Here is a 21,506-nt window from a genome sequence, read left to right as displayed (position 1 = left end):
CTCCGCTAAGGAATGCGAATGTCAATTTCGGTCTCCTGTTCGCTCTCGGGCTTGCGCATCGACAGCGCCCCCAGCGCAAACCACATCACGCCGGCCGTCTTGAGGGCGAAGAGCGAGGTGCCGCTCACGCACAGGATCAAGGTCATGTAGGCCGACATGAAGGTGCGAAAGCGCCGCGCGGTCTCGTCGTGCAGCGGCATCGCGTAGAAGCAGAGCCACATGAGCGCCGCGCCCAGCAGGCTGAAGCGGCTGAAGACGTAGGCGTAGCCCATGTCGCCGAAGTTGGTGGCGAAGTCGCGCAGGCCGAGCAGGCTCAGCTGGTCGAAGCCGAGCAGGAACTGGCCGCTGACCGTCATGCGGCCGAGCAGGTTGTCGCCCACGCTGGGCATGAAGCTCGCCAGCAGCAGCAGGCTGATCGCGCCGATCGCCGGGAACACGATGCCCAGCAGGTGGCCGCTGCCGTGCAGCGTCAGGCGCAGCAGCACCAGCAGGCCCGTCATGTAGAAGCCGAAGCGCGAATCGGCGAGCACCACGCACACCAGCGCCGCGGCGATGAACCAGGCCGAGGTGCGCCACTGCGACCACGGCTTGGCCAGGCCCCAGCCGAGCAGGATGACCGCGAAGTTGCCGAGCGACACCGGCTCGAGGAACACCGACGACACCCGCTGCGCACCCAGCACCTGCGGCAGCAGCGTGCGGCCGATGCCTTCGGGCCGCATGCCGTTCAACGTGACGGCCTGGCCACTCACCTGCGCCGAGGCTGCGTTGATGCCGCCCAGGCTCACGTAGTAGTTGAAGGTGTTGAAGAGGCTGTTGAAGAGGTTCGGGACGATGGCCTGCACCAGCCCGATCACCACCACCACGGCGGCGATCGTGAGCAGCGGGCGGTCGAGCGAGCGGCCGTTCTGGCCGAAGCTGCGCCCGGCCCAGAAGAAGACCATCGGGATCATCAGGTCGCGTGCCGCCTTGGCGTCGAAGTAGCCACCGCGCAGCAGCGCGAAGACGCCGCACGCGCCGAGCACGACGAAGACGGTGATCAGCGAGCGCAGCGACAGGCGCGCCAGCAGCAGCGGCACGCAGGCGATGTAGATCACCATCTCGACCATCGCGACCCGCGCGACCGAGACGCTGATGCCCTTGTTGTGCAGCAGGCACAGCAGCCAGTGGTGCATCACCACCGCGAGCAGCAGGAAGACCGCATACACCGTGGAGTCGCTCACGCCCGCGCCGGGCAGCAGGCTCACCGGGCGCTGCTCGGCCCGGTCGCCCCAGGCGCCGGCGAAGGGGGTGTCGTGGGTCCAGGTGGCGGCCATGTGCATCCGCTCCTTCAGGCGCCGAAATAGCGAGGACGCACCGCCTGCGGCAAGGCGCCCGCGAGGTCCTGGAGGAAGCGGTCCTGCGTCTCGTAGGAGGTGCTGCCGCCCGGTGTGGTGAGCGTGGACACGCGCACCAGCATCCCGTCGGCCACGTCACCCGCCAGGCCGTGCTGCATCTGCGCGAGCTTGCGGCCCAGGCCCGGCAGCGTGGCCTGGTCGGCCAGCGTCACCCAGTAGCTGATGGGCTCCACGCGCGGCCCGAGCTTGCCCACGAGGCGCTGCACCGTGACCTGCCCGGTCGGCAGGGCGATCTGGTCGACGCCCGCGCCACGCACCTCGAAGCCCTGCGCGCCGTAGCAGAACTCGGGGCGGTGCACCGCCGTCGCCTCCGAGCTCTGGTCACGACCGTAGGCGATGGTGAGCATCACGCGCTGGCCGCGGTCGTTCACATAGGTGCGGGCAAGCGTCTGCGTGTAGAGGCTGTCGAGGCGGCGCTGCAGCGTGGGATCGGGCAGCACGGGCGCGGTGTGCGGATCGAGGCGCCAGCCGGCGAACGCATCGGGCACCTGCGCCGACAGGTCGATCGGCGGCAGCCGGTCGGCCAGCTGGTTGGTGGGCTTGAGCACCTGCGCGAAGCCGGCCGCGACGAACATCGCGGCCAGCAGCCCCATGGCCCGCAGCAGCGGCGTGAGCCGGCGTCGTGGCGCCTTCATGCCGCACGCCCCTGCACGGCCTGCGGCCGGCGGATCACCGCCTCGGCCGCCACCATCATCAACACCGCCGCCACGAAGAGCACGATGCCGGAGAAGTCGTGCGCGAAGCCCTGCCCCGCTGCATCGCCCAGGTGGTAGGTCACGAGCACCAGCACCATGACACGCACCACGTTGGCCACGAACGAGATCGGCAGGATGACGAGCGCGAGCAGCGCATCGCGCGCCGGCGTGCTGCGCGGGCGCAGGCTCATCCACAGGAAGCCGAGCGCCTCGAGCGTGAACATCGAGTTGAGGCCGGCACAGGCATCGGCCACCAGCAGCTGGTATTGGCCGATCATCAGTACCACGCCCGTGCGCCCGACGGGGTAGCCCACCGCGTGCAGCAGCCACTCGGCACAGGCCGACACCGCCACCTTGAGCGGCATGGTGAGCGTCTGCACGAGGATGCCGGGCAGCGGCACGGTGAAGAGCATGAAGGTCAGCGGCAGCGCCATCACCCGCACGCCCGCCAGGCCCTTGAAGCACAGCAGCAGCGCCGCCAGCACGCCGATCAGCGACGCCGCCTCCAGCCCCAGCACCCCTTGCGAATGGCCGAGCACGTAGGCCGCGAGCGACACCGCCAGCAGGCAGCCGCCGAGCCAGCGATTGGGCAGGTCGGGCAGCGCGGCGAGCTGGGCGCGGCGCTGCCAGGCCATCCACGCACACAGCGCGAGGATCAACGGGCCATGGCCCTGCTCGGCGGTCGACCACACCTGGTCGACGAGCCGCATCACCGTGGGCAGGTAGAGCGTCACCACGCCGACGAGGAGCAGCACCACGATCACGCGGCCTGCCGTGCGGTCCGACAGCTCCGGCGGCTCGTCCCAGGTCGGCGTCAGCGCCCCGGCGTGGTGGTGGGTATGGCCCATCGATGGCATGGCGGTGTGCTCAGTACTCGTTGATGACCATGCCGGCCAGTTGCGCGGGGCTGTCCTTGAGGCGGCTGACCAGTTGATGCAGGGCACCGAGACGGCTCTGGTGCCGTCGTGCCACGACGAGCGCGGCACCACAACGCGCGGCGATCACGCCCGCATCCGACCCGCGCTGCGCCGCCGGGGTGTCGACGATCACGTGGTCGAACTTGCCGAGCAGCTCCGACAGCAGGCGGCTGAACGCCGGCCGCTCCACCAGCTCGAGCGGGTTGGGCGGTGCCACGCCCACCGGCAGCACGAAGAGCGTGTTGAGGTCGGCGATCTGGTGGATCACGTTGGACTGCACCCGACCGCTCAGCACGCCCGACAGGCCCGCCTTCTCGTCGATGGAGAAGAGCTGGTGGATGCGCGGGCCGCGCAGGTTGGCGTCGATCAGCAGCGTGCGGCCGCCGAGCTGCGCCATCGCGATGGCCAGGTTGGCGGCGAAGAAGGTCTTGCCGTCGCCCTTCTCGGGGCTCACCACCGCCAGCGCACGCGGCGCCGCGCCGGGCATGAACATGCGCATCATCAGCTGGCTGCGCAGCGCCCGGAAGGCCTCGGCCTGGTCGCTGAAGGGCTGCATGGCCGCGACCAGCTCGCCGCTCAGGTCGCGCCGGGTGTGCGGCGCATACGGGTAGTGGAACTGCTGCGACAGCGCATACAGCACGTCGTCTTCGGTGATGAGCTTGAGCGCCACCGCGGCCTCGCCGAAGCGCAGGCCCTTGCGGCGCTGGTAGTCGAGCACCTTGTCGACCTGCCCGGCCGGCAAACGCTTGGTCTCGGTGAGGATGCTGCCGATGGGGCGGTCGGTGACCACCACCTCGGCATCGGCACCCCAGATCGACTCCGACGCGTCGAAACGCGGCTCTTCGGTACGTGCTTCGATTCTCATGACTGGGCTCCTCCACCGGTGTTGGCCACCGCGGCCTGGCGGGCGCGTGGCAGCCGCGCCATCACCTGTTGGGGCAACACCAGGCGCTGGCGGCCCAGCAGCGGTTTCTTCAGCGGGCCGGGCAGGTGGCCCAGCACCGGCAGGCCCAGCACCTGCACCGCGTCGTGCACGCTGCGCAGGCGGCGGTCGCGCAGCTCGCGCAGCAGCGCAAAGGCCACGGCGAACATCAGGCCGACGAAGACCCCCAGCAGCGAGTTCAACGCGAGGTTGGGCGAGCTCGGCCGCGTGGGCGGCGAGGCGGCGGCGAGCAGCGCGGTGTTGGTCAGCTTGGTCTGGCTCTCCAGGCTGCTCTGCGTGAGGCGCGCGGCCACCGCGTCGTAGGCGCGCTGGGCGCTTTCCACGTCGCGCTGCAGCACCATCGCCTCGTCGCGCTGCGCCTTCATCTGCTGCACGCGAGCACGCTGCGCGGCGAGCTCGCTGCGCAGCTGGCCTTCGCGCGACTGGTGGATGGTGTTGTCGGTGGAGACACTGCCCGTCACGCGCCGGCTTTCTTCGGCGATGCGCGCGCGCAGCTCGGAGATGTTGGCCTTGGCTTCGACCACCGCGGGGTGCGCGTCGCCCATGCGCACGCTCATTTCCTTGAACTTCGCTTCGGCGCGGCTCAGGTCGGAGCGCAGGCCCTGCACCACCGGGTTGTTGATCACGTCACCGAGGGTGGCGGAGTTCTTCGCCTGCGCGGCACGGCTCGACGATTCGGCCGTGATCGCCTGCACCGCGACGAGCTGCGACGACAGCTCGTTCAGCCGCGCGGTCTCGACGTCGTAGCGCTCGTCGGTGGCGATGATCCCGTGCTGCTGCTGGTACTTCGAGAGCTTGGCCTGCGCCTTCTCCAGCGCCTCGCGCAGCTCCTTCTGGCGGCTGTCGAAGAAGCTGCTGTACTGCTTGGCCGGGTCCACGCGCAGGTCGAGCGTGGTGTCGAGGTACGACTGCACGAAGGCGTTGGCGAGCGCCGCGCTGAACTTCGGGTCGGGCGAGGTGAAGCTCACATTGATGACGCTGCTCTCGCGCGAGGGCTTGACGTCGAGCTCGGTCTGCAGCGCCTCGGCCAGCCACACCTCGAAGCTGCCGCTGCCATCGGTCGCGTCCATCCACTGCTGGCGCAGCTGCGGGCTTTCGCTGAGCTTGAGCTCGCGCACCACGCGCTGGGCGACACGCGGGCTCATGATGATGTCGGCCTGCGTGGAGATGTAGCTCATGGGCAGGCCGTTGGCCGACACCTGCCCCGCGATCGGGTCGTTGGAGCGCATGTCCACCAGCACGGCGGCGGTGGCCTTGTACTTGGGCGGCAGCAGCATGCTCCCGCCCACCACCGCGGCGACCACCGCGAGGAAGACGGCCACCGCGGTCATCCACCGCGCGCGAAGGATCGCCAGGAATTGGGTGAAATTCATGCGCGCCTCCTCAGAACAGGCTCTCGCGCACGTAGATCACGTCGCCGGGCTTCAGCACGTCGTTCATGGCGGGCTCCACCACCTCGACCTTGCCGGCGCCGTTGCGGCGGTGGATCTTCATGCCACGCTGCGTGCCGCGCTGGGTGAGGCCGCCGCCGCTCGCCAGCGCCTGCATCAGGGTCATGTCCTGCGTCAGCACGATCGGGCCCGGGCGCTGCACTTCGCCGTAGATGTAGACGGTGGGCGCCTTGTCGACGTAGAGCGTGTCGCCATTGAGCACGATCGGGTCTTCAGCCTGGGCGTTGCCGCCGAAGAGCTGCGACACGTCGACCTTCTGGCGGAAGGGCTTGCCCTCGCGGATGCCGCTCAGCGTGACGATCTCGCTGCCACCGGCCGCCACCCCGCCCGCAAGCGCGAGCAGCTCCGACAGGCGCATGCCCTTCACCTCGATCGGGTAGCGGCCCGGGCGCCCGGCCATGCCCAGCACCGAGGCCTGGTTGCCGCGCACCTGCGACACGAGCACCGACACCTGCGGCTGGCGGATGAAGTTGCCTTTCTTGAGGCCGTCGGCAATGGCCGCTTCGACCTGCCCCACCGAGCGGCCGGCCACCGTCACCTGCCCGAGCAACGGGTACGAGATCACGCCGCTTTCATTCACACGCGCCTCGAGCGAAAGGTCGGGGCTCTGATAGACGCTGATGCGCAGCACGTCGCCGGCGCCGATGACGTAGTCGCGGCTGCGGTCGGGCCCTTCGGGCGCGCGCTGGGCGGGCTCGGGCGGCGGCGTGGCCACCGGGGCCTGTGCCACGGAGGCCGTGGGCGCTGCGGGCATGGGCGTGTTGGCACACGCCGCGAGCACGAGCGGCACGCACAAGGTCAACAGGAAGCGCGGGGAAGCAAGATCGGCTGGCATAGTGGTCTGGCCTTCACTTGTTGGGGTAGGAGGTTTTGGACAGGTTGCGCGCCGGGTCTTCGAGCGCGACGGTGGGGTTGGCGGGTTCGGCGCCGGACGCCGCAGCGCCGAGCGGCTTGGCCTCGGCGGGCACCTGCTGGGCGAAGCGGCCGTGGTACTCGATGCGGGCATCGCTGCGCAGCGCCTTGATCTGCTGCTCGAGCGCGGTGCGGCGGCGCTCGGCGATGAGGAAGTTCTCGATCGCGCCGCGCGCTTCTTCCAGGTTCAGCGGGGCGGGCCGCGCTTCGATCACGGTGAAGATGTGCGCATCGCGCGGGCCGCCGACCAGCAGCGACTGGCCTTCGTTGAGCGTGGCCATCTTGTCGACCACGTGCAGCGGCAGCGCTTCGGCACCCATGGACGTGCGCCGCGAGCCATAGCGCAGGCCCGACTGGCGCAGCACGAGCGCGATGTCGGACGTGCCGCGCGTGGTGGGCAGCTGCGCGGCGATGGCCTTCTGCTCCTCGGGCGTGGCGTCGATGGCGGTGTCGACGAGCGTGTAGAGGCGGCGCCGCGCGAAAAGCGCGGGCTTGCTGTCGAAGTACTGCCGCACCTCCTGCGGCGTGGGCGCCGGCACGCCCTGCGCCAGGCGCTCGGCATAGGCGCGCGCGAGGAGTTCGCGCCGCGCGGCCTCGAGCGACTGCATGACGACGGGGTCGCGGTCGAGTTTCTGTTCGAGCGCCGCTTGCACGGCCAGCTCCTGGTCGACCAGGGCTTCGAGCGTCTGGCGGCCCGCGGCTTCGGCCTGCTCGGGCGTGGTGGCGCCCTGGCGGCGCAGGAAGTAGTTGACCTGGTGGACCGAGATCTCTTCGCGGTTCACCCGGGCCGCGATCTGCGTGCCGGTGTCAGACGACGACCTCGCGCCGCAACCAGCCAAGGCTGCTGCGGCGATCAGCACACTGCAGGCAGATCGTCGATGACTCCACGTGATTCCCAAACCGGCACCCTCTTTTGTTGGTCGATGCGACCCTTGGGCAAACGCGGTGCCACGCCCGTTTTTGCAAAACACGCGGCATTCGGGTGAACACCGGCGCGCGCAGGCACGCCGCTTGCCCAAAAATGCCGAGCGCTTTCGGGCTTACCCGTAAGAGTTGCAGCGCACAACCCACAGGGAGGTCGTTCAGCCGAGGAAAGGAAAGTGCCCCGGCAGTGGTGGCTCGACGATCTCGGGTGCCGGCAGCTCGGGCATGGGCCGCGATGGCGGCAGCGGCTGCGTGGGCACGAAGGGCACGGGCTGGGGCAGGTTGGCCCCGCCGGCGCGGATCGACTGGTCTTGCAGATTCATGCGGTCTCCTCATTCAGGGTGGAGCGCCGCGGCCTGCTGGCGCTCTGGGTGCGTGAACAGCGGCCCCATCGCCGCAAACCGGTCGAGCCGGTCGAGCACGTAGGCCAGGTCCAGCGGCTTGGGCCACACCTCGCAGAAGCTGGTGCCCTCGAGGTGGTCGCCCGGCTCCGCGGTCACGGCCACCGCCGGCAGGTGGGCATAGCCCTCGTACTGGCGCAGCTCCTCGAGCAGCTCGGCGCCATGGCAATCGGGCAGGCGCAGGTCCACCAGCAACAGGCCGGGGCGCAGGCTGCGAGCGATGCGCCGCGCCTGCTGGCCGTCGCCTGCCACCACCAGCTTGAGCTGCGGGCGGCGCTTGAACAGGGCCTGCATCAGGTGCACGTTGGTCGGGTGGTCCTCGATGTAGAGCACGTCCTGCGGGCCGATGAAGTCGAATTCGCGTTGCATGGGGTGGTCTCGCGTGAGGGGTGATGGGCCTTGTTGGCGAACGGCGTGCCTGCCCCTGCCTCAATGCGTTCCCAAATGAAACAGCCGCCGTCCCGAAGAGACGGCGGCTGCGAAGCTCAGGCGCTCAGCGCCCCTCGGTCGGCCGGGGCGTCAGCCCTGGGTGCCGACGGTGAGCTGGTTGTCGACCGCGAGCACGCCGTCCACACGCTGGGCGATGGTCGTGGCGCGGTCACGGGCGTCGGCGTTCGGCGCCGTACCGCGCAGCACCACGCGGCCTTCGTTGGTGTCGACATTGATCTTGAGCGCGCTCAGATCGTTGTCACGGGCCAGTTCGGCGTTGACCTTGGTGGTGATGGCAGCGTCCTTCATCTTGTCGCCAGCCTGGTTGGCGGCGGTGTTGATGTCGCTGCGGGCTTCGGCCGACTCACGGCGGACATCGGACCTGGCTTCATCGGCGCGCTGCTCGGCGCTGGCCACGGCGCCGTCGAGGCGCTCGCCGGCGGTGCGCTCGTCGCTGTTGCGGTCGCAGGCGGCCAGCGCGAAGGCGGCGGCCAGGGCGGCGACGGTGGTGGTGGTCTTGAGTGCGTTCATGAAACTTCCTTTCTCGTTCATCGCGAGGCCAGACACCGGTGGGGACGGTCCCTCACTGCTTCAGTGAATGCCTTGACCGCAACTCTAGAAACACCACGGCCCGGGCAACATCGGCCCGGGCCGTTGCAGGCTGTAGGAAATGTCTGTTCGGGACGCAGGGCTGTGCCGTCAGCCCTGTCAGGCGGGTCGACGCTGCCCGTGGCTCAGCGCAGGTCGCCGGCCAAGCTGGCGAGCGTCTCGGGGACGATCTGCACGTGGGCGGGGTAGTGGGTGTGGTCGCAGCCCAGCTTGACCTGTGCGCCGGCCCGCACGGCCTCTTTCGCGGCAGAAGGGAACTCGAAGCGCACGAAGTGCACGGCCGAGGTCTTCTCCTCGTTCTCGCGGTCGAGGTCTTCGTCGGCGATGGCATAGATGCGGGCATGGCCCTCGACCTCGACGAACATGCGGTCTTCCACGCCGATCAGGCGGGCGAGCTCTCGCTTGCGCTCGTGCACGTCGGGGTACTCGATCAGCATCGTCGCCTTCCAGTTGCTGCCGTCGGGCACCAGCGGCAGGTAGGCCTCGATCTCGCCCTGGATGCCCTCTTCCATGAAGATCTTCTCGATGTGCAGCATCTCCTGGATCTGCCGGCGGATGGTCGTCTCGTCTTCGAACTGCAGCGAGATGTGCTCGCCCAGGCGCACCGTGCGGCGCTTGCGGTGGGCAATGATCTCCGGCGCGCTCGACTTGCGGATCTTGGCGTAGGCCTCGAGCGTGAGCAGGCTGTCTCGGGTGATGGTCATGTTTACCTCTCGTCCGATGAGTACATCGGCCGCTCCCCCGAGAGGATGCCGGCCGGCTTGGGAGCAGCCCGGCGCTCGGCCGGCGCTTCGATTTCAGAGGCCATAGGCGATGCGCACCAGGCTCAACGGGTGCGCGAGCTTCGCCTCGGGCGACCCCTGCTGCTGCATGCCCTGCGCGATGTGGTGGCCGGCCAGCTGGCAGTCGGAGCTGATGTAGTCGGGCTCGCCGTTCGCCATGCTCTTGAAGACGGGCTTGCCGATCTTCATGGCGACCGGGTGGGTGGGCGTCTTCACGCCATAGGTGCCGGCGTGGCCGGAGCAGCGCTCCACCGTGTTGAGCTGCACCGTGACGGCGGCGCCGATCAGCTTGAACATCTCCTCGGTCTTGCGGCCGATCTTCTGCACGCGGCCATGGCAGGGGATGTGGTAGCTGACCTTGCCGAGCGGCTGCTTGAAGTCGGTCTTCAGCAAGCCGTCCTTGTGGCGCGCCATGAAGTACTCGAAGGGGTCGTACACCGCCTCCTGCACCGCGGCCACGTCGGCGTCGCCCGGGAACATCAGCGGCAGCTCCTGCTTGTACATCAGCGTGCAGCTCGGGATGGCCGACAGGATGGCGTAGCCCTCCTTCGCATAGCGCGCGAGCACCGGGATGTTGGCCTCCTTGTGCTTCGCCACTTCATCCAGGTCGCCCAGCTCCAGCTTGGGCATGCCGCAACACGACTCCTTGCTCACGATCTCGTAGGGGATCTCGTTGTGCTCCAGGAGCTTCACCAGGTCGTGCCCGATGCCGGGCTCGTTGTAGTTGACGTAGCAGGTGGCGTAGATCGCCACCTTGCCGGGCGTGCGCTCGCCGTTCTTCACGTCTTTCGCATCGCCCTTCTTCTTCGCGCTCCAGCGGAAGCGGCTGCTGGCGAGGTCGGGCAGCCAGGCCTCGGGGTGCACGCCGAGCGTCTTGTCGAGCACCTTGCGCATCGGCTTGGTCTTGTTGAGCGCATTCGCGACCTGCACGACGATCGGGATGCCGGCGAACTGGCCGTGCACGTCGGTCGAGGCAAGCAGCCTCTCGCCGGCCTTGACTTCGCCCTTCTTGAACTTGATGGCCTTGGCCCGCAGCATGGTGTGCGGGAAGTCGAGCTGCCACGGGTGCGGCGGCACGTAGGGGCACTTGGTCATGTAGCAGAGGTCGCACAGGTAGCACTGGTCGACCACCTTCCAGTAGTCGGCCTTGGCGACGCCGTCGACCTCTTGCGTGCTGCTCTCGTCGACCAGGTCGAAGAGTGTCGGGAAGCTCTGGCACAGGCTCACGCAGCGGCGGCAGCCATGGCAGATGTCGAAGATGCGCTCCATCTCGTGGACGCACTTCTCTTCGTCATAGAAGTCAGGATTCTTCCAGTCGATCGGATGGCGAGTGGGTGCCTCGAGGTTGCCTTCTCGCGTGGTCATGCGCGCTCCTGTCTTGTGCTTTTCTCCTGCAAGAACAAGCCGGCCCCGCAAGCGGGGCCGGTACGGCTGTCTCTCGGGCGCGGAGGTCAGTCGACCAGCGCGTCCAGTGCCTTCTGGTAGCGGTTGGCATGCGAGCGCTCGGCTTTTGCCAGCGTCTCGAACCAATCGGCGATCTCGTCGAAGCCTTCGTCGCGCGCCGTCTTGGCCATGCCTGGGTACATGTCGGTGTACTCGTGCGTCTCGCCGGCCACGGCGGCCTTGAGGTTGTTGCGGCTGGAGCCGATGGGCAGCCCGGTGGCCGGGTCACCCACGGCTTCCAGGAACTCCAGGTGGCCATGCGCATGGCCGGTCTCGCCCTCGGCGGTGGAGCGGAACAGCGCTGCCACGTCGTTCTGGCCTTCGATGTCGGCCTTGTTCGCGAAATACAGGTATCGGCGGTTGGCCTGCGATTCGCCCGCGAAGGCGTCTTTCAGGTGCTGCTCGGTCTTGGATCCTTTCAAGCTGGCCATCGTTGCTCTCCTAGTGAATGGTGAACAGTTGGCATGACGGCACCAACGCCGGCAACCGTACCGCAGCGAGTTTTCAGCGGCCAATACAAAGATTCAATTCGGGGCGATAGCAGCGCCCTATTTTTCAGGGTTAACGCGGGGCAGGCCCATCAAATCGAGCGCCAGGCGATGCGACACCCCGTCAGGGTCGGCCAGGTCGTGCAGCACGGTGAAGTGGTTCGCACCCGGCACGGCCTCGTTGCGCGGCACGGCCGTCTTGCCCCAGGCCAGCTGGAGCAGCTGGCTCTGGCGCAGGAACTCCTCGCTCTCGTCGGCGCCCACCGCGGCATAGAAGCGCGCCTCGCGCGGGGCACGGAAGCGCGCCGGGCTGAGCCTGTCGACCGCTTCGGGCGTGAGGCGCAGGTCCTCCTTCAGGAAAGGTGTCTGCTGGATGGGCTTGAGGTCGTAGACACCCGAAAGGCCAAGCGCGTCGCGCACCATCTGGATCGGCAGGCGTTTGTCGACCTCGGGCCATTCGCAGCACAGCATCATCGCGGCGAGGTGCGCGCCCGCCGAGTGGCCCGAGACGACGATGCGGCCCGGGCTGCCGCCGTACAGCGCGGCGTTGCGGTACACCCAGGCCAGCGCCTTCGTCATCTGCAGCGCGATCGTGTCGATGCCGACCGGCGCGTCGTCGCTGCCCGGGCACAGCGAGTAGTTGGGCATCACCACCATCGCGCCCGCGCTCACCAGGCTGGCCGCGAGGAAGGAATGGTCGGCCTTGTCGAGGCTGCGCCACCAGCCACCGTGGATGAAGACAAACACCGGCGAGCGCGGCTCGGCGGCGGGGAAGATGTCGAGCGTCTCGTCGGCGCCGGTGCCGTAGGGCACGTCGGCCACGCAGGTCATGCCTTCGCGCACCCGGGCCGAGGCCACGCGCCAGCGCTCGAAGATCTGCGCATGCCCGGGCACGCGCGCGCGGTTGTTGTATTGAACATCGAGCCAGCCGGGGTCGAAGTGGGTCATGGAAGGCGTCAGCAATGAACGTGGAGCGCCTTTCTAACCCCTTCCGCCCCCAATACCAAGCCGTGTCCGCCCCACCGTCTCTTTTGATAGACTCCGGCTCGTTTGTGGGGGGGTAGCTCAGCTGGGAGAGCGTCGCGTTCGCAATGCGAAGGTCGGGAGTTCGATCCTCCTCCTCTCCACCACCAAACACCCAAGGCCCTGTGAATCAGGGCCTTTTTCTTTGCCCGCGAGTCGACGCATCGAAGTGGCCCGACCCAGGGATCGGGCGTCATGGGCCGAAAATACGCGTCCCACTACAAGGGCTCGTCGACTGACCTGCCTCGTTCCGATGCCTGACATCCCTGAGATTTCCGAGACCGCTCCGGACCCCACGCCCAACGCGACGCTGGGTGCGCCGACCGAGGCCCCGCCAGCAGGCCCAGTGGCGGCTGCCGCGCCGCGGCCCGAACCCAGCGTGGCCGAGACCGCGCGCCTGCTGGCCAATCACTTCCCGGCGCTGTTCGGTGCAGGCGTGGTCAAGCCGATCAAGCTTCGCATCCAGGCCGACATCCATCAGCGCGCGCCAGGAGTCTTCACCAAGAAGTCCCTCTCCGTCTTCTTGCAGCGCCACACCACGGCGACCGCCTACCTGCGGGCGCTCGTGGCCGAGGGCGCGACACGCATCGACCTCGACGGTCAGCCGGCCGGCGAAATCGCCGCCGAGCACCGCGATGCTGCACGTGTGGAACTCGAGCGGCGCCGTGCCATCGTTGAAGCAAAGAAGCGTGCTGAGCGCGAGGCGGCGCGGGCCGCGCGACCGCCCCGCCATGACGCACGACAAGACCCGGGCCGCCGCGGCGACACTGGCCCTGGTGCGCCGCGGCGCCCGCAGAAGCCGCGGCCCGAGTTGAAACGCGTCCGTTCGCCAGAGTCCGCAAAGCCGCCGACACCGCCGCTCACGCCCGAGCAGGATCCGGAGGCCTTGGCTCGCCGCGAACGCGCCCTGCTGCTTCGCAGCTTCGAACAGAGCCCGCTGTCGAAGGCGAACTTCGCGGCCTTGAAGGGGCTGAGCGAGGAAGCCCTGGATGCGCTCCTGACCTCTGCCCGGCAGGAGCGCGGCTCACGGTGACGGTCTCAATGACCGTTCAGGCCAGCAGCGCCCGCGCGCGTGCGATCACGGGGCGGTCGACCATGCGGCCGTCGACGGCGACGGCCGCGCCCTGCGCAGCCTCGGCCGCCGCCAGGACCCGCTGCGCCCAGGCGCGCTCTTCGGCCGAGGGCGTGAACGCCGCCTCGACCACGGGCACCTGCCGGGGGTGGATGCACAGCTTGGCGCCGAAGCCGAGGCGGCGTGCACGCAATGCGTCCTCACGCAGCGTCTCGACGTCGTCGAGCGTGGTTGTCACGCCGTCGACGGGCGCCGCGAGGCCGGCCAGGCGAGACACGAGCACGAGCCGCATGCGGAAGACGAGCAGTTCCTCGTCACCGCCGCCCAGCCCCAGGTCCAGCTGCAGGTCGATGCTGCCGAACACCAGGCGCTGAACGCGCGGCGCGCCCGCGAGCGCGTCGGTGCTGGCGATGCCGCGGGCCGTCTCGATGAGCGGCAGCAGCATGGCCTGCGGCGCGGCCGCGGCCACCTGCGCAAGCAGTGCCGGGTCTTCTGCCTTGGGCACGACGACGGCGACCACGCCAGGGTGCCGGCACAGCGCCAGGTCGTCGGCGAACTCGGGGCTGTCGGCGCCGTTGATGCGCACCGCGACGGGCGCGCAGGCCGCGTCCAGCGCGGCGGCGAGGGCGTCGCGCGCTTCGCGCTTGCGGTGCGGTGCGACGGCATCCTCGAGGTCGACGATCACCTGCACCGCACCCGCCGCCAGCGCCTTCGGCAGGCGCTCGGGCCGGTCGGCCGGAACGAACAGCAGCGTGCGTGGCAGCTTCATGGTGAACGTGCCTCAGAACGACCGCGGCAGCCCGAGCACGTGCTCGGCCACGTAGGCGAGGATCAGGTTGGTCGAGATCGGGGCCACCTGGTAGAGCCGCGTCTCGCGGAACTTGCGTTCGACGTCGTATTCGCAGGCGAAGCCGAAGCCGCCGTGGAACTGGATCGCGGCGTTGGCGGCCTCCCAGCTCGCCTTGGCCGCGAGGTACTTGGCCATGTTGGCCTCGGCCCCGCAGGGATGGTGCGCATCGAACAGGGCACACGCCTTCCAGCGCATCAGGTCGGCGGCTTCGATCTCGATGTGGGCCTCGGCGATCGGGAACTGGACGCCCTGGTTCTGGCCAATCGGGCGGCCGAAGACCACGCGGTCCTTCACGTAGGCGCTGACACGCTCGATGAACCAGCGGCCGTCGCCGATGCATTCGGCGGCGATCAGCGTTCGCTCCGCATTCAGGCCGTCGAGGATGTACTTGAAGCCCTGGCCCTCGGTGCCGATCAGGTTCTCGGCCGGGATCTCGAGGTTCTCGAAGAACAGCTCGTTGGTCTCGTGGTTGACCATGTTCGGGATCGGCTGCACGGTGAGCCCCTTGCCGACCGCCTCGTGCAGGTCGACGAGGAAGATCGACAGCCCTTCCGACTTCTTCGCCACCTCCGCCAGCGGCGTGGTGCGCGCGAGCAGGATCATCAGGTCCGAATGGCGCACGCGCGAGATCCAGACCTTCTGGCCGTTGACGACGTAACGGTCGCCGCGCCGGACGGCGGTGGTCTTGATCTTGGTCGTGTCGGTGCCGGTGCTCGGCTCGGTGACGCCCATCGACTGAAGGCGCAGCTCGCCGCTGGCGATCTTCGGCAGCCAGCGCCGCTTCTGCTCGGCCGAACCATGGCGCAGCAGCGTGCCCATGTTGTACATCTGGCCGTGGCAGGCGCCGGCGTTGCCGCCGCTGCGGTTGATCTCTTCCATGATCACCGAGGCTTCGGCCAGCCCGAGCCCCGAGCCGCCGTACTCCTGGGGGATCAGCGCGGCGAGCCAGCCGGCCTTGGTGAGCGCGTCGACGAAGGCGGCGGGGTAGGCCCGCTCGGCATCGACCTGGCGGTGGTATTCGTCGGGGAACTGCTGGCACAGTGCGCGCACGGCGTCGCGGATGTCGGCATGGGTGTGATCGGTTTTCATGGACGGGATGTTGGCAGGGCGGAGGTGGACCTGGGGCGTGCAGTGAATGCGGCGGCGGCTAACATCGGCCGGTGACCCCGAAGCCGAAGAAGAACTCGTACCACCACGGCAACCTGCGCGAGGAACTGGTGAGCGTGGGCCTTGCGATCCTCGAAGCCGAAGGCCCCGCGGCGCTGTCGATGCGCGAGGTGGCACGACGTCTGGGCGTGACGCAGACCGCGCCGCTCCACCATTTCGAGTCCAAGGCGGCGCTGCTCGCGGCCATCGCAGCGCAGGGCTTTCGCATGCTGTTCGACCACCGCACCGCGGCGCTGAAGGACAAGCGCGACCCGGCCGAGCGGCTGCTGACGGTGCTGATGGCCTACGTCGAGTTCGCGCTCGCGCACCCGGCGCTGTACCACCTGATGCACGGGCCCGAGATCCCCGACAAGACGCTCTACCCCGAGCTCAACGATGCGGCGACGCGCTCGTACAGCCTGCTCGAGGCGGCGGTCGGCGACTACCTGGTCGCGCACGGGGGCTCCGCCGAAGGCGGCCGCGATGCGACGCTGGGCCTCTGGACCGTGTGCCAGGGCGTGGCGACCGTGCTGACGAATCCGCAGAACACGCCGCGCTACGTGCTGCGCAAGGACCCGATGGGCTTCTCGCAGCGCACCTTCGAGACCTTCATCCGCGGCATCAGCGGCGGGGCTTGAAAGTCGGATCATGTTCGGGGCCGGCGACGATGCCGGTGTCGTGCAGACGGCCGATCGCGCCGGCGGGCAAGCCCAGCACCTCGTGCAGGACGGCATCGGTGTCGGCGCCGAGCAGCGGCGCAGGTCGGATCGGCTCGCGCGCTTCGGCCGTCACCCGCAGTGCCGCGCCGGCGGCGAGATGCTCGCCGACCCCGAGGGTGCTGATGCGCTCGAACAGCGGGTTGGCGATGCCGCAGCGCGGATCGTCGGCGAGCGCCTCGCGCGGCGTGCGGTAGGTGCCCCAGCAGACACGGTGGGCATCGAGCACGCGCGCGACCTCCGCGTAGGGCCGCTCGGCGAACCAGGGCTCCAGCAGCGCCGCAATCGCCTCACGCGCCTCGAAGCGCTGTGCCTCGTCGGTGAGGTCGAGCCCGGTGCGCGCTTCCAGCCGCGCGATCGCCTCGGCCGCGTCGCAAGCCGCGACGAGCGAACGCCATTGACCGGCCGAGATGCCGACGACCATCACGCGCCGGCCGTCCGCGGTAGCAAAGTCGCGGCCGAAGGCACCGTAGACGTGGTTGCCGAGCGCCGCGCGGTCCTGCTGCAGCAGCTCGGCTTCGGCGAGCACGCCCAGGTGCGAGAGCATCGCGTACGCCAGGTCCGACAGCGCGAGCTTCAGCTCGGCACCCGCGCCGCTGCTGCGGCGGCGGTCGAGCGCCGCCATGATGCTGAACGCGGCGTGGTAGGCGCAGGCGATGTCCCAGGCCGGCAGCACCTGGTTCACCGGCTGTGCCGCAGAACCGGGGCCGGTGAGCGCGGGGTAGCCGGTGGCGCATTGCACCGTGTAGTCGACCGCGGTCCCGCCGTCGGCGTGGCCCTGGATCGTGCAGCTGATGACGTCGGCGCGGCGCGCCGCCAGCGCCTCGTGCGCCAGCCACGGCGTGCCGATGTTGGTGAGCAGCACGCCGCCGGTGGTGCCCGGCGCATCCGGCGCGGTGGCCAGCGCCTGCACCAGCTCGCGCCCTTCGGGGTGTTTCAGGTCGACGGCGATCGAACGCTTGCCCTTGTTGAGCCCCGTCCAGTAGAGGCTGCGCCCCGTGCCCGGCACGCGCGGCAGCCGGCCGTAGTCGATGCCGCCACCGATCATGTCGACGCGGATCACGTCGGCGCCATGCTGCGCCAGCGTCAGACCGGCCAGCGGTGCGGCGACGAAGGCCGAGCTCTCGACGACGCGCAGGCCGCGCAGAAGCTGATAACTCATGCGGCTTCGAACACCGCGGCGATGCCCTGGCCGCCGCCGATGCACATGGTCTCGAGCCCATAGCGCGCGCCGCGCCGCCGCAGCTCGTGCAGCAGCGTCGTCATGATGCGTGCGCCGGTCGCGCCGACCGGGTGGCCGAGCGAGATGCCCGAGCCGTTGACGTTGAGCCGGTCGTCGAGCGCATCGAGCGAGGTCCCGAGGCCGTTCAGGCAGGCCAGCACCTGGCAGGCGAAGGCCTCGTTGATCTCCACCAAGTCCATCGCGTTGAAGGTGAGGCCGGTGCGCGCCAGCACCTTGTGCACCGCGGGTACCGGGCCGATGCCCATGCGCGACGGCTCGCAGCCTGCGGCGGCCCAGCCGACGAACCAGGCCATCGGCTCCAGCCGCAGCGACGCAAGCCGGTCCTCGGCAACGACCAGGCAAGCGGCGGCCGCGTCGTTCTGCTGGCAGGCGTTGCCGGCGGTGACGGTGCCTTCCTTCATGACCGGCTTCAAGGCGGCCAGCGTCTGCAGCGTCGTCGTGGGCCGCAGCCCCTCATCGCGCGCGACGCTGATCGGCTCGCCCTGGCGCTGCGGCACCGCGACCGGCACCACCTCGTCGTCGAAGCGGCCGGCTTCCCAGGCCGCGGCGGCGCGTTGCTGGCTGCGCAGCGCGTAGCGGTCGGCGGCGTCGCGCGTGATGCCGAAGTCGCGCGCGAGGTTCTCGGCCGTCTCGATCATTCCGCTGACGCGGCCGAAACGCGCCTCGGGCTGCGAGCGCTCGCGGCCGCGGTCGAGCCGGTCGTGCAGCGTCACCGATCCGGCGCGGCGGCCACGGCGCATGTCGGTGGTGTAGTGCTCCACGCGGCTCATGCTTTCCACGCCACCCGCGAGCACGACGTCGGCGGCACCGGTCTGCACCATCATCGCAGCGGTCGCGATCGCCTGCAGCCCACCGCCGCAGCGCCGGTCGAGCTGCATGCCGCTCACCTCGACCGGCAACCCGGCCTGCAACGCGACCCAGCGGCCGGTGCACGGCGTCTCGCCGTTCATGTAGCTCTGCGCGAAGACGACATCGTCGATGCGCGCCGGGTCGAGGCCGGTGCGCTGAAGGATTGCGCGCACGACGGTCGCGCCGAGTTCCTCCACCGGCACGTCCTGCAACGCACCGCCGAAGGCACCGATCGGCGTGCGCAGCGGCTGGACGATGGCGGCGCGGCGCATCAGATGGGATCCCACGAAAACACGTCGGCCGAGCGGTCCAGCGGCACAAAGCTGGCCTGCAGCGCCGGCAACCCGTGCGCGAGCAGCGACTGCGCCGTCCAGCCTTCGCCGCGGTGCACCGAGCGCAGCGGACGTGGCTGGCTCATCAGCGTGACCTCGTTGTTGCGCACGACGAAGACCTGGCCGTTGACCTCCTTCGCCGCGTCGCCCAGCAGCGCCACCGCGAGCGGCGCGATCTTGTCGGGCGTCATCTGCTTGAAGCGCTCGACGCGCGCCGCCTGCTCGGGGGTGTCGGTCGGGATGGAACTCGTCATTCGGCTCCACGCGAAGGGCGCGATGCAGTTGGAGCGCACGCCGAACTTCTGCAGGTCCAGCGCGATGCTCTTCGACAGCGCCACGATGCCCATCTTCGCCGCGTTGTAGTTCGCCTGGCCGACGTTGCCGATGATCCCCGAGGTCGAGGTCATGTGAACGAAGGCGCCGCCCTGCTGCTCCTTGAAGTGCGTGACGGCGGCGCGGCTGACGTGGAAGCTGCCGTACAGGTGCACCTGCAGCACCGCGTCCCACTCCTCGGGCGACATGCGGTGGAACATGCGGTCGCGCAGGATGCCGGCGTTGTTGACCACGCCGTCGATGCGGCCGAAGTGGTCGAGCGCGCACTGCGCGATGCGCGCGGCGCTCGCAGGTTCGGCCACGCTGTCGGTGCTCGCCGCGGCTGCGCCGCCGGCAGAGCGGATCTCGGCCACCACCCGCTCGGCCGGACCGGCGTCCTGCCCCTCGCCGGCGGTCGAGGTGCCGACGTCGTTGACCACCACCTTCGCGCCCTCGCGCGCCAGCGCCAACGCCATGTCGCGGCCGATGCCGCCGCCAGCGCCGGTGACGACGACGACCTTGTTTTCCACGATGCCCATCAACGCGCCCTTATCTAATCGGTGATCAGATCTTAGTCGGAAATGGGCCGACATGGCATCTAGGTGTTTGTCCCATCTATCGCCGACCTCTCCACCCAATCAAAACTAATCACCGTCAAGATCAAGGAGACAGGCCATGTTGGATCGACTGTTGCATCGCGTTCTGGCCGCGACCTTCGCGGTGGGAGTTGCCGTCGTACCGATCGGTGCCGCAGCGGCCTACCCGGAGCGGCCGCTGAAGCTGATCGTGCCCTACACCCCGGGCGGCAGCACCGACGTGCTGGGCCGGGCGCTGGCCGAGCACCTTCGCAAGGAGCTGGGGCAGACCGTCGTGGTCGAGAACAAGCCCGGCGCGAACACCGGCCTGGGCGCCCAGGCGCTGATCAGTTCGCCGGCCGACGGCCACACGCTGCTGCTCGCGACCGCCGCGACCGTGGTGCTGAACCCCTTGCTGCAAACCAAGCTGGCCTACGACCCCACGCAGCTCGTGCCGGTGGCGCGCGTGGCCATCACGCCGCTGATCGTCGTCGCCCAGCCGAACGGCGAGCTGCGAACGCTGCGCGACGTCATCGCGAAAGCGAAGGCCCAGCCGGGCCGCGTGAACTACGCGTCGACCGGCATCGGCAGCTCGCTGCACCTGGCTGGCGAGCTGCTGCAGTCCGAGACCGGCACCGAGATGACGCACATCCCCTACAAGGGCAGCGCCCCGGCCCTCACCGGGCTGCTGGGCGGCGAGACGCAGATCTTCATCGACTCGGTCGCGAGCTCGATGCCGCTCGTCAAGGGCGGCAAGCTCGTCGCGCTCGCGGTGACCAGCCGCGAACGCCTGCCGGTGTTTCCCGATGTGCCGACGGTGGCCGAGTCGGGCGTGGCGGGCTTCGACGTCAGCACCTGGTTCGGCATCCTGGTGCCCAAGGGCACGCCTCCCGAAGCGATCACCCGCCTGAATGCCGCGATCGCATCGGCCACGCGCGACAAGGCCTTCCGCGAGACCTTCGAGGCGCTCGGCCTGATCATCCCCGAACCCTTGAAGCCGGCCGATTTCTCGGCCCTGATCACGAAGGACATCGCCAAGTGGACGCCGCTGATCAAGGCCAAGAAGATCACGCTCGACTGACCCGCGTCACCACCGCATCACCACGAAAGGACCCGCCTTGTTCCAACCCGCACTCCTGCAAGGCAAGCGCATCCTCGTCACGGGCGGCGGCTCGGGGCTGGGCCTGGAAATCGCCACGCGTTACGCCGAGCTCGGCGCCGAGCTCGTGCTGTGCGGACGCCGCAAGCCGGTGCTCGACGCCGCCGCCGCGGCGCTGCGCGAACGCCACGGCACGACGGTGTCGACCCACGCCCTGGACATCCGCGACGCCGACGACGTCGACGCGATGGTGCAGCGCATCTGGGACGAGGGCGGCCCGCTCGACGGGCTGGTCAACAACGCCGCCGGCAATTTCGTCAGCCGCACGCAGGACGTCTCGCCGCGCGGCTTCGACGCCGTGGCCGGCATCGTGCTGCACGGCACCTACTACGTCACGCACCACGTGGGGCGGCGCTGGATCGCCGACGGGCACAAGGGCTCGGTGATCTCGATCGTCGTGACCTGGGTGCGCACCGGCGCGCCCTTTGTCGTGCCCTCGGCGATGAGCAAGGCTGGCGTCGACGTGATGACCAAGTCGCTCGCGATCGAATGGGGCCGCTACGGCATCCGCCTGAACGCGATCGCACCCGGCATCTTCCCGACCGAGGGCGCGAACGCGCGCCTGAGCCCGAAGGCCGCGTGGACCGACACCAGCGTGAAGAACCCGATGAACCGCGTGGGCCGCATGAGCGAGTTGCAGAACCTGGCGGTGTTCCTGATGGCCGACGGCGTCGAGTGGCTGACCGGCGAGACGATCGCGATCGACGGCGCGGGGCACCGCCAGAACGGCGCCTCGTTCACCGAGCTGGCCGGGCTGGACGACGCGGCGTGGCGCGAGATGCGCGAGGCTATCCGCCGCCAGGACGGGCGCGACAAGGCCGTGCGGAGCGAAGGCGAGTGA

The 21,506-nt window shown here is 69.3% G+C and carries 23 protein-coding genes and 1 tRNA gene; 5 read left to right on the top strand and 19 right to left on the bottom strand.

All coding sequences use genetic code 11. The annotated features are described in order from the left end of the window. Window positions 1–5: 5 nt before the first annotated feature. From JI745_RS23500 to JI745_RS23435, 14 genes are all read right to left on the bottom strand, one after another. Entirely contained in the window at window positions 6–1,313 is a 1,308-nt protein-coding gene (locus JI745_RS23500; protein WP_201812230.1) for a polysaccharide polymerase, read from the bottom strand. Window positions 1,314–1,327: 14 nt separating this feature from the next. Then, on the bottom strand, window positions 1,328–2,029 hold the full coding sequence (gene epsI, locus JI745_RS23495) for an exosortase-associated protein EpsI, B-type (RefSeq protein WP_201812229.1): 702 nt from the start codon (window positions 2,027–2,029) through the stop codon (window positions 1,328–1,330). After that, window positions 2,026–2,946 (bottom strand): exosortase B, encoded by a 921-nt coding sequence (gene xrtB, locus JI745_RS23490; RefSeq protein ID WP_201812228.1) that lies wholly within the window; start codon window positions 2,944–2,946, stop codon window positions 2,026–2,028. The genes epsI and xrtB overlap by 4 nt, the downstream gene beginning before the upstream one ends. A gap of 10 nt (window positions 2,947–2,956) precedes the next feature. Further along, window positions 2,957–3,871, bottom strand: a complete 915-nt coding sequence (locus JI745_RS23485) for a polysaccharide biosynthesis tyrosine autokinase (protein WP_201812227.1) — start codon at window positions 3,869–3,871, stop codon at window positions 2,957–2,959. After that, window positions 3,868–5,322, bottom strand: a complete 1,455-nt coding sequence (gene epsF / locus JI745_RS23480; RefSeq protein WP_201812226.1) for a chain length determinant protein EpsF — start codon at window positions 5,320–5,322, stop codon at window positions 3,868–3,870. Before epsF ends, JI745_RS23485 begins: the two co-directional genes overlap by 4 nt. A 10-nt stretch (window positions 5,323–5,332) precedes the next feature. Then, window positions 5,333–6,235: a polysaccharide export protein EpsE gene (gene epsE / locus JI745_RS23475; protein ID WP_236675103.1), complete on the bottom strand. Its 903-nt coding sequence runs from the start codon at window positions 6,233–6,235 to the stop codon at window positions 5,333–5,335. A 13-nt stretch (window positions 6,236–6,248) separates the two neighbouring features. After that, complete coding sequence (locus tag JI745_RS23470; RefSeq protein WP_201812225.1) at window positions 6,249–7,172, bottom strand: EpsD family peptidyl-prolyl cis-trans isomerase; 924 nt, start codon at window positions 7,170–7,172, stop codon at window positions 6,249–6,251. A gap of 222 nt (window positions 7,173–7,394) precedes the next feature. Continuing rightward, window positions 7,395–7,559 (bottom strand): hypothetical protein, encoded by a 165-nt coding sequence (locus tag JI745_RS23465; RefSeq protein ID WP_201812224.1) that lies wholly within the window; start codon window positions 7,557–7,559, stop codon window positions 7,395–7,397. A 9-nt stretch (window positions 7,560–7,568) separates the two neighbouring features. Continuing rightward, window positions 7,569–8,006 (bottom strand): PleD family two-component system response regulator, encoded by a 438-nt coding sequence (locus JI745_RS23460; RefSeq protein ID WP_201812223.1) that lies wholly within the window; start codon window positions 8,004–8,006, stop codon window positions 7,569–7,571. Window positions 8,007–8,156: 150 nt separating this feature from the next. After that, window positions 8,157–8,597, bottom strand: coding sequence for a BON domain-containing protein (locus JI745_RS23455; protein ID WP_201812222.1), 441 nt, complete (start codon window positions 8,595–8,597; stop codon window positions 8,157–8,159). Between the two features lie 203 nt (window positions 8,598–8,800). Next, the gene (locus JI745_RS23450) at window positions 8,801–9,379 is read right to left on the bottom strand and encodes a DUF3501 family protein (protein ID WP_201812221.1); all 579 of its coding nucleotides are present in this window, start codon (window positions 9,377–9,379) and stop codon (window positions 8,801–8,803) included. A gap of 93 nt (window positions 9,380–9,472) precedes the next feature. Further along, window positions 9,473–10,822: a heterodisulfide reductase-related iron-sulfur binding cluster gene (locus JI745_RS23445; RefSeq protein WP_201812220.1), complete on the bottom strand. Its 1,350-nt coding sequence runs from the start codon at window positions 10,820–10,822 to the stop codon at window positions 9,473–9,475. Between the two features lie 86 nt (window positions 10,823–10,908). Further along, entirely contained in the window at window positions 10,909–11,331 is a 423-nt protein-coding gene (locus JI745_RS23440) for a rubrerythrin family protein (RefSeq protein WP_201812219.1), read from the bottom strand. 117 nt (window positions 11,332–11,448) lie between these two features. After that, window positions 11,449–12,336, bottom strand: coding sequence for an alpha/beta hydrolase (locus JI745_RS23435; protein ID WP_201812218.1), 888 nt, complete (start codon window positions 12,334–12,336; stop codon window positions 11,449–11,451). Window positions 12,337–12,442: 106 nt separating this feature from the next. Between JI745_RS23435 and JI745_RS23430 the strand changes: the two genes are divergently transcribed. After that, window positions 12,443–12,518 (top strand) — tRNA-Ala (locus JI745_RS23430). Window positions 12,519–12,664: 146 nt separating this feature from the next. Continuing rightward, a complete protein-coding gene (locus JI745_RS23425) occupies window positions 12,665–13,444 on the top strand; it encodes a ProQ/FINO family protein (RefSeq protein WP_201812217.1) in 780 nt (259 codons plus the stop codon). Window positions 13,445–13,460: 16 nt separating this feature from the next. On the opposite strand, the gene JI745_RS23420 is transcribed toward JI745_RS23425, so the two are convergent. Together JI745_RS23420 and JI745_RS23415 are read right to left on the bottom strand one after the other, a co-directional pair. Then, window positions 13,461–14,252, bottom strand: coding sequence for a CoA ester lyase (locus JI745_RS23420; protein WP_201812216.1), 792 nt, complete (start codon window positions 14,250–14,252; stop codon window positions 13,461–13,463). Between the two features lie 12 nt (window positions 14,253–14,264). Continuing rightward, window positions 14,265–15,422: an acyl-CoA dehydrogenase family protein gene (locus tag JI745_RS23415; protein WP_201812215.1), complete on the bottom strand. Its 1,158-nt coding sequence runs from the start codon at window positions 15,420–15,422 to the stop codon at window positions 14,265–14,267. Window positions 15,423–15,493: 71 nt separating this feature from the next. Here JI745_RS23415 and JI745_RS23410 point away from each other — a divergent pair, with 71 nt between their 5' ends. After that, a complete protein-coding gene (locus tag JI745_RS23410) occupies window positions 15,494–16,117 on the top strand; it encodes a TetR/AcrR family transcriptional regulator (protein ID WP_201812214.1) in 624 nt (207 codons plus the stop codon). On the opposite strand, the gene JI745_RS23405 is transcribed toward JI745_RS23410, so the two are convergent. Genes JI745_RS23405 through JI745_RS23395 form a run of 3 tightly spaced genes read right to left on the bottom strand, consistent with a single transcriptional unit; the run spans window position 16,101 to window position 19,470 of the window. Further along, window positions 16,101–17,357 carry a CoA transferase gene (locus JI745_RS23405; protein WP_201812213.1) on the bottom strand — a complete coding sequence of 419 codons (1,257 nt, stop codon included), beginning with the start codon at window positions 17,355–17,357 and terminating at the stop codon, window positions 16,101–16,103. The genes JI745_RS23410 and JI745_RS23405 overlap by 17 nt on opposite strands. Continuing rightward, on the bottom strand, window positions 17,354–18,559 hold the full coding sequence (locus tag JI745_RS23400; RefSeq protein WP_201812212.1) for an acetyl-CoA C-acetyltransferase: 1,206 nt from the start codon (window positions 18,557–18,559) through the stop codon (window positions 17,354–17,356). Before JI745_RS23400 ends, JI745_RS23405 begins: the two co-directional genes overlap by 4 nt. Beyond that, entirely contained in the window at window positions 18,559–19,470 is a 912-nt protein-coding gene (locus tag JI745_RS23395) for an SDR family NAD(P)-dependent oxidoreductase (RefSeq protein ID WP_201812211.1), read from the bottom strand. The genes JI745_RS23400 and JI745_RS23395 overlap by 1 nt, the downstream gene beginning before the upstream one ends. Before the next feature lie 136 nt (window positions 19,471–19,606). On the opposite strand from JI745_RS23395, the gene JI745_RS23390 reads away from it, so the two are divergent. Both JI745_RS23390 and JI745_RS23385 read left to right on the top strand, forming a co-directional pair. After that, window positions 19,607–20,587 carry a tripartite tricarboxylate transporter substrate binding protein gene (locus tag JI745_RS23390; protein WP_201812210.1) on the top strand — a complete coding sequence of 327 codons (981 nt, stop codon included), beginning with the start codon at window positions 19,607–19,609 and terminating at the stop codon, window positions 20,585–20,587. 37 nt (window positions 20,588–20,624) lie between these two features. Further along, window positions 20,625–21,506: an SDR family oxidoreductase gene (locus tag JI745_RS23385; protein WP_201812209.1), complete on the top strand. Its 882-nt coding sequence runs from the start codon at window positions 20,625–20,627 to the stop codon at window positions 21,504–21,506.

The sequence above is a fragment of the Piscinibacter sp. HJYY11 genome, assembly GCF_016735515.1.
In the GTDB taxonomy this organism is placed as follows: Bacteria; Pseudomonadota; Gammaproteobacteria; order Burkholderiales; family Burkholderiaceae_C; genus Rhizobacter.
This window is presented reverse-complemented; position numbering and strand designations above follow the sequence as displayed.